This is a genomic window from Ectorhizobium quercum, assembly GCF_026552795.1.
GTDB classification, from domain to species: Bacteria; Pseudomonadota; Alphaproteobacteria; order Rhizobiales; family Rhizobiaceae; genus Ectorhizobium; species Ectorhizobium quercum.
This window is the reverse complement of sequence record NZ_JANFPI010000010.1, coordinates 39186-53193: the sequence shown is the minus strand read 5'-3', so window position 1 is coordinate 53193 and position 14008 is coordinate 39186. Positions and strand designations below refer to the sequence as shown.

The following is a 14008-nucleotide window of genomic DNA, read 5'->3' as shown; positions in this document are numbered from 1 at the left end:
TCCTCATCCGTTGGCCACCGACCGGGCCGAGCTTCCCTTTTTCAGCAGCGTGGAGAAATCGGTGATGATCTGCGCGTAATCTTCGGCCTCGAATTCGTAGGGCAGTTCCAGACGGAATTCGGATACGAGGGGCAGGACGGGATCGCGCGCAAGCGTTTCGAGGATTTCGTCCGTCGTGCCGACGATATCCGGCAGGAACAGCGTGCGGCGGGGGCCGTGCGGCTGGCGCGTGCGCTCCGTGCGCGAGGCAACGAAATCGGCGTAGCGGCGGCGGGTTGCAGGATCGGCGCTGTCGGTCGGCAGGATGACACGGCCGAGGCCGACGCGCGCGGGCCTTTCATGGCGCCATTCCGCCCTGAACCGCGCGATGAGCGCGCGTTGCGCCGTCAGGAAGTCGTCCGTGCCTTCGCCGGTGATGATGTTGCCGCTCAGCAGGTTGAAGCCCGCCTTGCCTGCCCAGGCCGCGGAGCGCAGGGAGCCGCCGCCGTACCACAGCCGGTTCGTCAGTCCCTTCGCGACGGGGCGCAGGCGCGGAACTTGCGCGCCCGCGGCATTGCCGGCCACGGCCTCGTCGGCAAGCGGCTTGCCCGACAGGGCCCGCGCCAGCTTTTCCGCGCGGGCATGGCTGAAATCGAGGCCTTCGACCGGATCGATCAGATCGCCGATCAGGTGGGCGAAGGGCGGCGGGCCGGCGGAAACGCCGACATTGAGGCGGCCATGCGAGAGGATATCCACCGTGGCCAGATCCTCGGCCAGACGGAAGGGGTTCTCGTAGCCGAGCTGGATGACGGCGGTTCCCAGACCGATGGTCCGGGTTCTTTGCGTCGCGGCGGCGAGGAATGTCGCTGCCGAGGAAATGCCGCGCTCCAGATGGCGCTGGCGCACCCAGGCACTGTCATAGCCGAGGCGCTCGCCGAGTTCGAAAAGTCCGAGCGTATCTTCCAGGCCGCGGGCGGGATCGTCGTCCTCGTAATTTCCCGGAACGAGGAAGGCGATATGGTTCAGATGTGACAGGGGCATGGTTTTTCCGATTCCGGTGGGGTTATTCCGCCGCCCGGTGAAGGGCGAGACGAGCGGCGATCTTTTCGGCCTGCGCGGCCTTGATGGCGCTTGTCCTTGCCGTCGCCTCATCGAAGGAAGCCGCGGGCGGCAGAACGGGCGTCGAGCCGGTCTCTCCCGCCCGGGCGCCGATATATTTCTCGAACGGCAGGGAGCGGTAGAAGGCCGGATCGGCGGTCACGTCGAAGAGGGGGCGATAGCCGATGGCGATATAGAGGCCGACGGCCTCCGGCTGGCGGAAACCCGTCGTCAGATAGGCGCGGGTGTAGCCGAGCGCGGCCGCGTTCTCTTCGAGCGCCTGCATGACCTTGCGGGCCAGCCCCTGCCGGCGCTGGTCGTCGCGCGTCCAGATGCGCTTGATTTCGACGGTTTCGTCGTCATGGCTCATGAAGGCGCCGCCGGCCACGGTTTCCCCGCCGCGGCGGATCAGCAGGAAATTGCCGAGCGGCGGCGAGAAGGCGTGCGCGGGGTAGCGGCCGATTTCGGCCCGCGCGCCGCCGGGGCGGCTGGCGGCACCATAACGCCCGTCATATTCGAGGATCAGGCCTTCGAGCAGCGGCTCTGCCTCCGGCGCGAGCGGAGAAGACTGGATGATGGCGATTTCGGTCATGCGGCTTTTCCTCCTCGTTGCGATCCTGCCGGCGCGGTTCGGCGCTTCGCGGAAGCGCCGAACCGATCTATCTCTTTGTTTTCGCGCATTTCCGGACGCGAGACCGCTGCGCGCTCTTGCGGAAAATGCGCCATGTCTCTTCAGAACTTCGGCAGGCCGGGCGGATTGGTTTCCGATTTCGGCAGCGCTTCCTCGGCGAGCTGCCAGCGGTCGAGGATCTTCCGGTAGGTGCCGTCCGCGATCAGGCCGTTGGTGGCCACGGTCAACGCATGGGCGAGGCCGGACCCCTTGCGCGTGGTGATCGCCACGTCGGAGCGTTCCGGCCAGCCCGCAGAGAGCGTGCCGACGCGCTTGATGTCCTTGTCCCGGGCGGCGATGAAGACGAGCTGGGCATGCGGCTGGACGATCACGTCCACGCGGCCGGAACGCAGCGCCACCAGCCGGGCGGCCTCGTCGTCGTGATATTGCAGGTCGATGGGCTTGAGGCCGGCAGCCTCGTTGAGCTTGTTCCATTCGAGCAGGATGCGTTCCTGGTTGGTGCCGGCGCCGACCGTGACGCTCAGGCCGGCGACGTCCTTCGGCTCGCTGATTTCCGTGATCGGGCTGTCGGCCTTGACGAAGAAGCCGTGCAGGCCCTGGCGATAGGTGGAGAAATCGAACTTCTCCTTGCGTTCCTCGGTGACGCCGACATTGGAGATCACCGCATCGTATTTGCCGGAGGTCAGCCCGAGCGGCCAGTCGGCCCAGGCGATGGGGACGAGTTCCAGTTCCAGCCCGAGGCTTTCGGCGATGGCGGAGGCGTAATCCGGATCGGCGCCGACGACGGTCCTGGCATCGGTGGCATAGGTGTTGAGCGGCGGGCCGCCCGGCGCCGTGGCGACGGTCAGCTTGCCCGGCGTCACGAATGTGTAGTCGGCCGGAAGGGCGGTGATCGCTTCCGGGTTGCTGTCCACATGGATGCGGCCCGCCTGCTCCGGCGAGAGGTCGAAGCCGGTATCCTCGGCCTCAGCCGGACCCAGGCCGGAGAGGACCGCGATGATGCCGGCAGCGGCAAGGCCGGCGGCTCTGGTGAAGATGGTCATACCCTGAAATCCGTTTCTCGAATGAAAGGGCGGCGTCCTGCGACCCCGCCCCGTTTGGCCGGTTACTGCTTCGGCAGGCCGGGCGGGTTGGTGCGGGATTCGGTGATGGCCTCGGCCGTCAGGTTCCAGCGTTCGAGCGTCCTGGCGTAATTGCCGTTCTTGATCTGGGCGTTGAGCGCGGCGGTGATCGCCTCCGCCAGACCCGAATCCTTTTTGGTGGCGACGGCGATTTCGGCCGTCTCCGGCCAGCCGCCGGAGAAGGTGCCGACCAGCCGGGTGTTCTTCTGGTGCGCGGCCTTGTAGGCGGAGGTGGCGTTCGGGCCGAGATAGGCGTCGGCGCGGCCGGACAGGAGGGCGGTGTCGAGCACGGCCTCGTCGTCGTAATACTGGATTTCGGTGTCGGCGAGGCCCTTGGCCTTGTTCGCCTCGACCCAGCGCACCAGAATCTGCTCCTGGTTGGTGCCGGCGGACACGATGACCTTCAGGCCGGCGACATCCTCAGGCTTGGCGATGCTCGTCACCTTGGAATCGAGCGGCACGTAGAAGCCGAGCAGGTCGTTGCGGTAGCTCGAGAAATCGAACTTCTCCTTGCGCTCTTCCGTCACCGTCACATTGTGGATCACGGCGTCGAAACGGCCGGAGGTGAGGCCGAGCGGCCAGTCGGCCCAGGCGACCGGAATGAGCTGGAGTTCGAGGCCGAGGCTGTCGGCGACGAGCTGGGCGAGGTCCGGTTCGCCGCCCACGGGCGTCTTGGTGTCGGTGGCGTAGGTCGCGAAGGGCAGGCGGCCGGGAACGGATGCCACCGTCAGCTTGCCGGGGGTGTTGAACTTGAAGTCCTTCGGAATCAGCGCGATCGCCTCCTCGACCTTCTCGGCGCGGACGCGGCCCGCCTGTTCCGGGGAAAGGTCGGTCTCCTCGGCGAAGGCTGCGCCGGCGAAAAGGCCGGTGAGGGAGAGAATGCCGCCGAGGGTGGCGCTCAGCAACCGGGATTTCATTGTCGTCATATGAGTGTTTCCTGTTTCTTTTGGTTAAAGGACTTTGGCGAGGAATGCGGCGGTGCGCGGATGATCCGGCCGGTTGAAGACCTTCTCCGGCGTGCCGGTTTCCAGAATGCGGCCGCCTTCCATGAAGACGATGGTATCGGCCACTTCGCGGGCGAAACCGATCTCGTGGGTCACGATGATCAGCGTCGTGCCGGAGCGGGCGAGTTCCTTGATGACGTCCAGCACCTCGTTGACGAGTTCCGGATCGAGGGCCGATGTCGGCTCGTCGAAGAGCAGGACCTTGGGCTTGAGGGCGAGCGCCCGGGCAATTGCGACGCGCTGTTGCTGACCGCCGGAAAGCTGGCGGGGATAGGCGCGCGCCTTGTCGGCGAGGCCGACGCGGGCGAGAAGCTCAAGCGCTTCGGCCTGCGCCTTGTCGCGCGACAGGCCGCGCACGGTGATCGGCGCCTCGACGATGTTTTCCAGCGCCGTCAGGTGCGGGAAGAGGTTGAAGTTCTGGAACACCATGCCGACTTCGACGCGGCGCCTGAGGATGTCCTTTTCCTTCAGCTCGTAGAGCGTGTCGCGATCCTGGCGATAGCCGATCAGCTCGCCGTCGATGGCGATGAAGCCGTCATCGACGCGTTCGAGATGGTTGATCGAGCGCAGCAGGGTGGACTTGCCCGAGCCGGACTGGCCGAGAATGGCGGTCACGCTGCCGGCGGGGATCGTCAGCGTCACGTCGTCGAGCACCTGCAACTGGCCGAAACGCTTCGAGACGCCGTGGATCGTCACCTCGCCGCCGTGGATGCGGATCGGGGCGGACGGCGTCGGCGCGGCGGGAAGTGGTGCCGGGACATCCTCCTCCTGCGCGGGGGCGGCGATCGCGGCGGAGGCCGGGGCCTGCGGGCGCAGGAAGCGGTAGAGGCCGGTGAACACGGAGGGCGGCGGATTGCGCAGCGCGCCGCGCGAGAAATGCCGCTCGACATGATGCTGGACGATGGACAGCGCCGTCAGGATGATGAGGTACCAGACGGTCGCGACCATCAGCAGCGGAATGACTTCCAGATTGCGGCGATAGATGATCTGGATCGTATAGAAGAGTTCCGGCAGGGCGAGGATGTAGACCTGCGACGTGCCCTTGGCGAGACCGATGATGTCGTTGAAGGCAGTCGGCAGGATCGAGCGCATGGCCTGCGGCAGCACGATGCGCGAGGCCTGGCGGCTGCGGGGCAGGCCGAGGGCGGCGGCGGCCTCAAGCTGGCCCTGATCGACGGAGAGGATGCCGCCGCGGACGATTTCCGAGGCGAACGCCGCCTGGTTGAGCGTCAGCCCCAGCACGGCGGCGGCGAAGGGCGTGATCACCTGCGTCGTGTTCCAGGTGATGAAGTTGATGCCGGTATAGGGCACGCCGACCGTGATCGTCTCGTAGAGATAGCCAAGATTGTTGAGGATGAGCAGCAGCACGATCAGCGGGATCGAGCGGAAGATCCAGATGAAGGTCCAGGCGACCGCCACCAGCAGCGGCGAGCGCGAGACGCGGGCCAGTGCGATCAGCGTGCCGAGCGTGAAGCCGAACACCGCGCCGAGAAGCGTGAGCAGAAGCGTGCGGCCGAGACCGACGAGCACCGGTTCGGCGAAGAACCATTCGGCGAAGACATCCCAGCCCCAGCGCGGATTGCCGAGCACGGAATGAAGCGTCGCGGCGATGAGGATGAGGGAAAAGACCGTTCCGACGGTGCGGGCGGGATAGCGGGCCGGAACGATACGGTAGTGCGAATAGTCGCCTTTCGCGCGCGGCGGCGCTGACTCGATGCCGTCGTTGCGGAAATCGGTGGCGAGGGTCATGGATGGAAGCTCCCCTGATAGTCGGCGGCGTTTTCCGCGAAGGCGGGGTTCGGCGCCGCAGCGAGATTCTTTTCGAACGGCAGCGTGCGCTTCAGCGTTTCCGGGTCGACGCTCGTGTCGAACAGCGCCGTGTAGCCGTGGGTGAGGTAGAGGCCGACGGCCTCCGGCTGGCGGAAGCCGGTGGTGAGATAGACGCGCGAATAACCCTGCCTCAGCGCCTGATCCTCAAGCTCGACCAGAACCCGGCGGGCGAGGCCTTGCCGGCGGAAGCGGGCATCGGTCCAGATGCGCTTGAATTCGGCGGTGTCGGCGCTGTGGCGCATGAAGGCGCCGCCGGCGATCGCCCGGCTGTCGCGGATGAGCAGCAGGAAATTGCCGTGCGGCGGCGCGAAGGCTTCCGGAGGATACCGGGTCATTTCAGCCCTGGCGCCCTCGGGGTTGAAGAAGGTGCCGTAGCGGCTGTCGTATTCGTTCAGCAATTCGTCGAGCAGCGGCTGTGCCCTTGGGTCGTCGGTGGTGGTGTAGACGAAGCTGTCGCTCATGGCGGGGCGTTCCCATTGGTTATCGGGTTCGGGGGTTATCGGTTCAGGACAGGAAGGTTTCCGCGAGTTTCACCCACAGCCGGGCGGCGGGCTCGATGATGGCATCGTTGAAACGGTAGTGCGGGCTGTGCAGCGGAGCGCCCTCGCCGTTGCCGACAAAGATGTAGCTGCCGGGGCGGGCCTCCAGCATATAGGCGAAATCCTCGCTGGCCGTGCGGGGGCGGAAGCCCTCCTCGATGGCGTCGGGCGGAAAGCTTTCCAGCGCCACCCGGCGGACGAAATCCGTTTCGGACGCATGGTTGACGACGGGCGGGAAGCCGCGCAGGAACTCGATTTCGGCAACCGCGCCGAAACTTTCCGCCTGCGCGCGTGCAAGCGCATGGATGCGCTCCTCCAGCCGCGTCCTGACCGCCGGGGAGAAGGCGCGCAGGGTGAGCTGAAGCTCGACGCTTTCGGGAATGACGTTCGATGCCGTTCCGCCGTGAATCGAGCCGACCGTGACGACCGCCATGTCGAGGGGATCGACATTGCGGGAAACGATGCTTTGCAGCGCGGTGACGAAACTGGCGGAGGCGAGCACGGGATCGACTGCCTCGTGCGGCTGTGCGCCGTGGCCGCCCTTGCCGCGAATGCGGATGCTGGCCTTGTCGACGGAGGCCATTGCCGGACCTTCGACGAAGCCGAAGGCGCCAGTAGGCACGCCGGGCCAGTTATGCAGCCCGAACACGGCATCGACGGGAAAGCGTTCGAACAGCCCGTCGCCGATCATGGCTTTCGCGCCCGCGCCGATTTCCTCGGCAGGCTGGAAGATCAGCGTCAGCGTGCCGTCGAACCGGCCGGATTCGGCGAGATAGCGCGCCGCCGCAAGCAGGATGGCAGTGTGGCCGTCATGGCCGCACGCGTGCATCACGCCCTCGTTGCGCGAGGCGAAGGGCAGGTCGGTTTCCTCGCGGATCGGCAGGGCGTCGAAATCCGCCCGCAGGCCGAGCCGCTTGTTACCGGTGCCACGTTTGAGCGTGGCAACGATACCGGTTCGGCCGAAGCCTTCCTGCACCGTATAGCCGCAGGACAGCAGGAAGCGGGCGATGACGCCTGCCGTCCGCGTTTCCTTGAAGGCCAGTTCGGGCTGGCTGTGGAGGTCATGCCTGAGGGCGACGATCTCGCTGATGAAGGCACGGATGCCCCGGGCGGCGGCATCGTCACGATGGCCGCCGTCTGTGCGGATATTCATGTTTCGTGTCTCCTCCTGCCCCGCCGTGGCTTGGAAACGGCGGGGGCGGGGTGAAGCGCCTCAGGCGCGGGCCTTTTCCTCGGTCGCAGCCGGGGCGGCGTAGCGGCTTTCCCGGAAGGGCAGCCCGAGGTTCTCGCGCAGGGTCGCGCCCTTCAGTTCGCCGTCGAAATAGCCGCGTTCCCTGAGGATCGGCACGACGAGATCGACGAAATCGTCCAGACCTTCGGCGATCACCGGGAAGCCGAGGATGAAGCCGTCCGCCGCACCTGCCTCGATCCAGCGGATCAATTCGTCGGCGATCGTGTCCGGCGTGCCGATGAAGTTGGAGCGCGGGGAGGCGACGTCCAGCGCCGCCTCGCGCAGCGTCTGGTTCTTTTCCTTCGCCTTGCGCTTGATACGGTCCGTGGTCGACTGGAAGGAATTCTTGCCGATATCGCCGAGTTCCGGGAAGGGCGCGTCGAGATCGTATCGGGTGAAGTCGTGATGGTCGAAGAAGCGGCCGAGATAGGCCAGCGCATCCTCGATGGTGATGAGGTCGCGGATGATGCGGTATTTCTCCTCCGCTTCCTCCTGCGTGCGGCCGACGATGGGACCGATGCCGGGGAAGATCTTCACTTCGTCGGCAGACCGGCCCTGGGCCACCGCCGCCTGCTTGACGCGGGTCAGGAACGCCTTGTTCTCCTCCAGCGTCACCGAATTGGTGAAGACCGCGTCCGCATGGCGGCCGGCCAGCCCGATGCCGGCATCCGAGGAGCCGGCCTGGAAGACGACCGGCTGGCCCTGCGCCGATCGCTGGATGTTGAGCGGGCCTTCGACCTGGAAGAAGCGGCCCTTGTGATCCAGCCGGTGCAGCTTCTCCCTGTCGAAGAACCTGCCGCTTTCGCGGTCGCGGACGAAGGCGTCGTCGTCCCAGCTGTCCCAGAGGCCCTTGACGATATCGAGATACTCCTGGGCGATCTCGTAGCGCAGCGCGTGTTCGGGATGCGCGCGGCTGTAGTTCCTGGCGGTGCCTTCCAGCGGCGTCGTCACCGCGTTCCAGCCCGCGCGGCCGCCGCTCAGCAGGTCGAGCGAGGCGAACTGGCGGGCCACCGTGAAGGGATCGCTGTAGGAGGTCGACACGGTGCCCGCCAGCCCGATCCTCGACGTGACCGATGCCAGTGCCGAAAGCACGGTCAGCGGCTCGAAGCGGTTGAGGAAGTGGGGGATGGACTTCTCGTTGATGTAGAGACCGTCGGCCACGAAGGCGAAGGCGATCCCGGCCGCTTCCGCCTTCAGCGCGGTGTCCCTGTAGAAGTTGAAATTGACGCTCGCATCCACGGGGCTGGAGGGATGGCGCCAGGAGTGCATGTGGCCTCCGGGACCCTGCAACATGATGCCGAAGGCGATCTTTCTTTTCTCGGACATGGGTCGTCTCCTTGGTGGGCCGCGCTCAGGCAGCAGCCGGAATGGGGGTGCGGGCAAGCAGTTCGACGGCGGCGAGCCGTTCTTCCGCTGCGACCGGCGGCGGCTCGATGATGAATTCCTCGATGCCGTGGGCGAGCGAAAGCGCGGACAACTCGGCATGGATGGTCTCGGCCGTCCCGGCCAGAACGTTCGGCCGGCGTTCCTCGATCCGGTAGTTGTCGTCGCCGGCCTGGCGGGCGAACTCTTCCGCCTGCTCGCGGCGGCCGAGGCTGAAGGAGGTGCCGTTGCTGAGGAAGACCTTGTAGATTTTGAGTTCGGTGACCTGCGCGTTGGCATGGCCGGCATTTTCCGAGGCGAAGGCGGAAAGGGCGAGAATGGGCGCGCGGCCGCTTTCCTTGCGATAGGTTTCGAGCGATGCCTTCAGGTTTTCCGTATCGCCGTTCAGATGGCCGGCATGAACGTAGTCCCAGCCGTGGCCGGCGGCGAGCCGGGCGCTGGCCGGGCTGGCGCCGAGCAGGAATTTCTCCGTGCCGGCCGGCGGCCTCGGTGTGGCGGAAAGTCCCGCGAAGGGCGAGTTCGCCGGTGCGGGACCGGACAGAAAGGTCTCGAGCGCGGCAAGCCGTTCCTCGAAGCCCGGCTTGCGGTCGGGATCGTAGGCCGCCTGCAAGGCCGAGGTGGCGAGCGGCAGGCCGCCTGGCGTCTTGCCGACCCCGAGGTCGACGCGGCCCGGCGCCAGCGAAGCGAGGACGTTGAAGACCTCCGCCACCTTGTAGGGGCTGTAGTGCTGCAGCATGACGCCGCCGGAGCCGACGCGGATGCGGGACGTGTTCGCCAGAATCCAGGAAACGAGCACTTCCGGCGCGGCGCTCGCCAGTTCGGTGGAGTTGTGGTGCTCCGCCACCCAGAAGCGGTGATAGCCCAGTTCCTCGGCGCGCCGGGCGAGGCGCACGGTCTGCTTTAGCGCTTCCGCCGCGTCCTCGCCTGCCCGTATCGGGCTCTTGTCCAGAAGGCTCAACCGGTATGTCATGCTGTCACTCCGACTATTTCCGTTGCACGTCCATTGTCGTCATTATCTATGTTTTAGGGGGAATAATAAGGAACGGATTTTTCGGTGTGTCGTGTGCGGGGAAAATTATTGCCCGCGCAAAGGCGGCTGTCTGCGGCCGTTTCCGTCCGGTTCCCGCGCTGGCCGCAGGCTTCGGCATACGGGCCTGTCCGCGGGCATGTTCGTGCGAAGGGAACGGCTGCGTCGCTACGCCGGCAGAATTAGGCTCAACATCGCGTTGGGCACTCCGGCGGGGAAAATTATTCCTTCTTGGAGCGGGATGGCAACTTTAAGATTTTCCATAGAAGAAAAGGGAAATCCATGTCTGCCACCGGCCAAGACCAACCGCTGAATTTTTTCTGGTTCATTCCGACGCATGGCGACGGGACGTATCTGGGGACCGACAGGCTGAGCCGCCGGCCCGAGTTCCGCTATTTCAAGCAGGTTGCGATTGCCGCCGACGAGCTGGGCTTCGGCGGCGTTCTCCTGCCGACCGGTCAGTCCTGCGAGGATTCCTGGATCACGGCCACCGGCCTTGCGACGGTGACGGAGAAACTGAAGTTTCTCGTGGCGCTTCGTCCCGGGGTGACGTCGCCCACCTTTGCCGCCCGCCAGACGGCGGCGCTCGACCGGCTGAGCAACGGCCGGCTGCTGCTGAACGTCGTCGTCGGTGGCAATCCGGCCGAGCTTGCCGGCGACGGCATCTTCCTCGGCCATGACGAACGCTACGAGCAGGCCAGCGAGTTCCTCGCCATCTGGAAACGGCTTCTGACCGGCGAGACCGTCGATTTCGACGGCAAGTATTATACGCTCAAGGGCGCGCGTTCCGACTTCCCGCCGGTCGGGCAGCCGCATCCGCCACTTTACTTCGGCGGCTCTTCCGAGGCGGGGCAGGCGCTGGCGGCGGACGCCGTCGATCTCTACCTGACCTGGGGCGAGCCGCTCGATCAGGTCAGGGAGAAGATCGAGTCCGTTCGCGCCCGGGCGGCGAAGGCGGGCCGCAAGGTGCGTTTCGGCATGCGGATCCATTTCATCGTCCGCGAGCGGGAGGAAGACGCCTGGCGCGCCGCCGACGACCTGATCGCCAACATCTCGGACGAGCAGATCGAGCGCAGCTACCGCCGTTTTCTTCAGGAGATGGATTCGGTCGGTCAGCGGCGTCAGGCAGCGCTTCACGGTGGACGCCGGGACAAGCTTATCGTCGCGCCCAACCTGTGGGCAGGCGTCGGGCTGGTGCGCACCGGCGTGGGAACCGCGCTGGTGGGAACGCCGGCGCAGGTGGCCGAACGGCTGCGGGAATATCAGGCGCTCGGCATCGATACGATCGTCGGGTCCGGCTATCCGCATCTGGAGGAGGCCTATCGCGTCGGCGAACTGCTGTTCCCGCTGCTGGGCATCGATCCGAACCGCCGTCAGGGTCTGCGCGACACAGTGGCCAACGAATTCGCCGTCGGCGATTACGGCGGCTCCAGGCTCACCGGCGCGGCCGGCTGAACCTGTTTTCCGCAAATTCAACGTTTTATCGATTTGAGAGGTTTGTCCATGCTGAAATCCATGAAGTTCGCCGTGGCGGCCGCGCTTGCGCTGGGAACGCTCGCGCCGGCGGGCGGCGCTTCCGCCGAAGGGCTGATCCGTATCTCGGAACAGTTCGGCACCATCTACCTGCCGCTTCACGTCATCCGTGACCAGAACCTGATCGAGAAGCACGCCAAGGCGCTCGGGCTGGACGAGGTCAAGGTCGAATGGGCGAAGCTCAGCGGCGGGTCGGCGATCAACGACGCGCTGCTGTCCGGCTCGATCGATATCGCCGCCGCTGGCATCGGGCCGTTCCTGACGCTGTGGGACCGCACCGACGGCGCGGTCAAGATCGTTGCCGGGCTGGCCAACCAGCCGAACTATCTCATCACGAACAATCCGAATGTGAAGACGCTCGCGGATTTCACCACGTCGGACAAGATCGCCCTTCCGGCGGTCGGCGTCTCGGTGCAGGCGCGCATTCTCCAGATCGCGGCCGAGAAGGAATTCGGCGTCGGCAACCATAACAAGCTCGACGACATCACGATCACGCTGCCGCATCCGGATGCGACGACCGCACTCCTGTCCGGCTCGACGGAAATCACCGGCCACCTTTCCAACACGCCGTTCCAGGAACAGGCGCTGAAGGACCCGAAGATTCACAAGGTCTTCTCGTCCTTCGACGTTCTCGGCGGCCCCGTCACCCCGACCTACCTCTATGCGACGACGGCCTGGCGCGAGGCCAATCCGAAAACGTATCAGGCCTTCTTCGAGGCGGTGAAGGAAGCCAGCGCCTGGATCGAGGCGAACAAGAAGGAAGCGGCGGAAACCTATATCCGCATCGAGAATTCCAGGCTTGAGCCGGCATTCGTCCAGTCGCTGATCGAATCGCCGGAAAGCAAGTTCACCATCGTTCCGGCGGGCTCCTACACCTTCGCCGAATTCCTGAGCCGCACGGGGGCGATCAAGAAGCCCGTCGAAAGCTGGAAGGATTACACCTTCGAGGAACTGCACGGCGAGAACGGTAGCTGAGCGATGAGCGCCATCGGATCCCTGCCATCCCCGGTCTTCGAAGTCGAACGGCTCGTGCTGGACTACCAGACGCCGAAGGGCATCGTGCGTGCCGTGGAGGACGTTTCCTTCCGGGTCGGAAAGGGAGAGCGGCTGGTGCTGCTCGGCCCTTCCGGGTGCGGCAAATCCTCCATCCTGAAGGCGGTCGCGGGCTTCATCGAGCCGGCCGCGGGACACATCCGCATACAGGGCAAGGAGGTGAAGGGGCCGGGGCCGGATCGCATCGTGGTCTTTCAGGAATTCGACCAGCTCCTGCCGTGGAAGACGGTGCGCCGCAATGTCGAGTTCCCCCTGCGTATCGCGGGCAGGCTCTCCAAGGCGGAAATCCGCGAGCGCAGCGAGAGGGTGCTCAGGAAGGTCGGGCTGGAGCGGGTTCTCGACAGCTATCCGCATACGCTTTCGGGCGGGATGAAGCAGCGCGCGGCGATCGCCCGCGCGCTGGTGACGGATGCGGACGTGCTGCTGATGGACGAGCCGTTCGCGGCGCTCGACGCGCTGACCCGGACCCAGCTTCAGGGCGAGCTGCTCGATCTGGCCGAGGAGATCGGCTTCACGCTGCTTTTCGTGACGCATTCGATCGAGGAGGCGATCCTGATCGGCACGCGGCTGCATCTGCTGTCGCCGCATCCGGGACGCACGATCACCACCATCGACACCAGCGATTTCAACCGGAAGGATGTCGGTAGCGCCCGCCTGGAGCGGCTCTCGCGCGAGGTTCACGATCTTCTCTTCAATCCGACGGCCAGCAAGGAGACGGATAATCATGTCAGAGCAGTCCCTGACCGGCGTGCCGCACACATCTAGCCGGTTCGCCAGCCTGTCGTCTGCGGTCGGGGGAAGCGCGGTGGTGCGAAAGACCCTCGTCCTGCTAATGCTGGCCGTGATCTGGGAGGCGGCGGCGCGCTACGGCGGCAAGCCGATCCTGTTTCCCAGCTTTCTCGCCACCATGTCGGCATTGTGGGAGGGGCTGACGCAGGAAAACCTGCTGCTGGCGTCGCTCTCCTCGCTGTCGGTGCTGGTGAAGGGATATGTCATCGCCGTCGCGCTGGCCTTCGTCCTCGTGTCGCTTGCGGTCGCCAGCCGCTTCGTGCGCGAGCTTTTGCAGACGCTGATCTCGATGTTCAATCCCCTGCCGGCGATCGCGCTTCTGCCGCTCGCCATGCTGTGGTTCGGCCTCGGCGAGAAAAGCCTGTTGCTGGTTCTCGTTCATGCGGTTCTGTGGCCGTTCGCGCTCGCCGCGCTCAGCGGTTTCGAGAGCGTGCCGGAAACGCAGCGGCTCGTGGGGCGCAATTACGGCCTGCGTGGACCGTCCTACGTCGTCCGCATCCTGATTCCCGCCGCACTTCCCTCGATCATCTACGGGATGAAGATCGCCTGGGCGTTCGCCTGGCGCACGCTGATCGCGGCGGAACTCGTCTTCGGCGTCTCGTCCTCCTCCGGCGGGCTGGGATGGTACATCTTCCGCAACCGCAACGAACTCTTCACAGACAAGGTCTTCGCCGGACTGGCGATGGTCATCATCATCGGGCTGGCCATCGAAAGCATCCTGTTTCGCGCGCTCGAGCATCTGACCGTCCGCCGGTGGGGGATGCAGCGGTAAGCCCTTTCAACACGGCGG

The 14008-nt window shown here is 65.6% G+C and carries 13 protein-coding genes; 4 read left to right on the top strand and 9 right to left on the bottom strand.

Annotation, left to right across the window (positions count from 1 at the left end; genetic code table 11):
• Positions 1-3: 3 nt before the first annotated feature.
• The 9 genes from NOF55_RS21370 to NOF55_RS21330 all read right to left on the bottom strand — a co-directional run bounded on the left by NOF55_RS21370 (position 4) and on the right by NOF55_RS21330 (position 9786).
• Positions 4-1020 (bottom strand): LLM class flavin-dependent oxidoreductase, encoded by a 1017-nt coding sequence (locus tag NOF55_RS21370; protein ID WP_306413156.1) that lies wholly within the window; start codon positions 1018-1020, stop codon positions 4-6.
• A gap of 22 nt (positions 1021-1042) precedes the next feature.
• Positions 1043-1669 (bottom strand): GNAT family N-acetyltransferase, encoded by a 627-nt coding sequence (locus NOF55_RS21365; RefSeq protein ID WP_306413155.1) that lies wholly within the window; start codon positions 1667-1669, stop codon positions 1043-1045.
• Between the two features lie 140 nt (positions 1670-1809).
• On the bottom strand, positions 1810-2751 hold the full coding sequence (locus NOF55_RS21360) for an ABC transporter substrate-binding protein (protein WP_306413154.1): 942 nt from the start codon (positions 2749-2751) through the stop codon (positions 1810-1812).
• Between the two features lie 62 nt (positions 2752-2813).
• On the bottom strand, positions 2814-3755 hold the full coding sequence (locus NOF55_RS21355) for an ABC transporter substrate-binding protein (protein ID WP_370869033.1): 942 nt from the start codon (positions 3753-3755) through the stop codon (positions 2814-2816).
• A 24-nt stretch (positions 3756-3779) separates the two neighbouring features.
• Positions 3780-5582, bottom strand: coding sequence for an amino acid ABC transporter permease/ATP-binding protein (locus NOF55_RS21350; RefSeq protein WP_306413153.1), 1803 nt, complete (start codon positions 5580-5582; stop codon positions 3780-3782).
• Positions 5579-6124, bottom strand: coding sequence for a GNAT family N-acetyltransferase (locus tag NOF55_RS21345; RefSeq protein ID WP_306413152.1), 546 nt, complete (start codon positions 6122-6124; stop codon positions 5579-5581). Before NOF55_RS21345 ends, NOF55_RS21350 begins: the two co-directional genes overlap by 4 nt.
• 43 nt (positions 6125-6167) lie before the next feature.
• Positions 6168-7355 carry a M20 aminoacylase family protein gene (locus NOF55_RS21340; RefSeq protein ID WP_306413151.1) on the bottom strand — a complete coding sequence of 396 codons (1188 nt, stop codon included), beginning with the start codon at positions 7353-7355 and terminating at the stop codon, positions 6168-6170.
• Between the two features lie 60 nt (positions 7356-7415).
• Positions 7416-8759, bottom strand: coding sequence for an LLM class flavin-dependent oxidoreductase (locus NOF55_RS21335; RefSeq protein WP_306413150.1), 1344 nt, complete (start codon positions 8757-8759; stop codon positions 7416-7418).
• A 25-nt stretch (positions 8760-8784) separates the two neighbouring features.
• On the bottom strand, positions 8785-9786 hold the full coding sequence (locus tag NOF55_RS21330) for an MsnO8 family LLM class oxidoreductase (protein WP_306413149.1): 1002 nt from the start codon (positions 9784-9786) through the stop codon (positions 8785-8787).
• Positions 9787-10125: 339 nt separating this feature from the next.
• Between NOF55_RS21330 and ssuD the strand changes: the two genes are divergently transcribed.
• From ssuD to NOF55_RS21310, 4 genes are read left to right on the top strand one after another with little or no spacing between them, the layout of a single operon-like run.
• Complete coding sequence (gene ssuD, locus NOF55_RS21325; protein ID WP_306413148.1) at positions 10126-11298, top strand: FMNH2-dependent alkanesulfonate monooxygenase; 1173 nt, start codon at positions 10126-10128, stop codon at positions 11296-11298.
• Between the two features lie 48 nt (positions 11299-11346).
• Positions 11347-12351 carry an ABC transporter substrate-binding protein gene (locus tag NOF55_RS21320; RefSeq protein WP_306413147.1) on the top strand — a complete coding sequence of 335 codons (1005 nt, stop codon included), beginning with the start codon at positions 11347-11349 and terminating at the stop codon, positions 12349-12351.
• 3 nt (positions 12352-12354) lie between these two features.
• Positions 12355-13194 carry an ABC transporter ATP-binding protein gene (locus tag NOF55_RS21315; protein ID WP_306413146.1) on the top strand — a complete coding sequence of 280 codons (840 nt, stop codon included), beginning with the start codon at positions 12355-12357 and terminating at the stop codon, positions 13192-13194.
• Positions 13154-13990 (top strand): ABC transporter permease, encoded by an 837-nt coding sequence (locus NOF55_RS21310; protein ID WP_306413145.1) that lies wholly within the window; start codon positions 13154-13156, stop codon positions 13988-13990. Before NOF55_RS21315 ends, NOF55_RS21310 begins: the two co-directional genes overlap by 41 nt.
• Positions 13991-14008: the final 18 nt, after the last annotated feature.

Bases quoted from the DNA above. Each gene is read 5' to 3' on its own strand.
- NOF55_RS21370 (WP_306413156.1), bottom strand. From the start codon at position 1,020: ATGCCCCTGTCACATCTGAACCATATCGCCTTCCTCGTTCCGGGAAAT.
- NOF55_RS21365 (WP_306413155.1), bottom strand. From the start codon at position 1,669: ATGACCGAAATCGCCATCATCCAGTCTTCTCCGCTCGCGCCGGAGGCA.
- NOF55_RS21360 (WP_306413154.1), bottom strand. From the start codon at position 2,751: ATGACCATCTTCACCAGAGCCGCCGGCCTTGCCGCTGCCGGCATCATC.
- NOF55_RS21355 (WP_370869033.1), bottom strand. From the start codon at position 3,755: ATGACGACAATGAAATCCCGGTTGCTGAGCGCCACCCTCGGCGGCATT.
- NOF55_RS21350 (WP_306413153.1), bottom strand. From the start codon at position 5,582: ATGACCCTCGCCACCGATTTCCGCAACGACGGCATCGAGTCAGCGCCG.
- NOF55_RS21345 (WP_306413152.1), bottom strand. From the start codon at position 6,124: ATGAGCGACAGCTTCGTCTACACCACCACCGACGACCCAAGGGCACAG.
- NOF55_RS21340 (WP_306413151.1), bottom strand. From the start codon at position 7,355: ATGAATATCCGCACAGACGGCGGCCATCGTGACGATGCCGCCGCCCGG.
- NOF55_RS21335 (WP_306413150.1), bottom strand. From the start codon at position 8,759: ATGTCCGAGAAAAGAAAGATCGCCTTCGGCATCATGTTGCAGGGTCCC.
- NOF55_RS21330 (WP_306413149.1), bottom strand. From the start codon at position 9,786: ATGACATACCGGTTGAGCCTTCTGGACAAGAGCCCGATACGGGCAGGC.
- ssuD (WP_306413148.1), top strand. From the start codon at position 10,126: ATGTCTGCCACCGGCCAAGACCAACCGCTGAATTTTTTCTGGTTCATT.
- NOF55_RS21320 (WP_306413147.1), top strand. From the start codon at position 11,347: ATGCTGAAATCCATGAAGTTCGCCGTGGCGGCCGCGCTTGCGCTGGGA.
- NOF55_RS21315 (WP_306413146.1), top strand. From the start codon at position 12,355: ATGAGCGCCATCGGATCCCTGCCATCCCCGGTCTTCGAAGTCGAACGG.
- NOF55_RS21310 (WP_306413145.1), top strand. From the start codon at position 13,154: ATGTCAGAGCAGTCCCTGACCGGCGTGCCGCACACATCTAGCCGGTTC.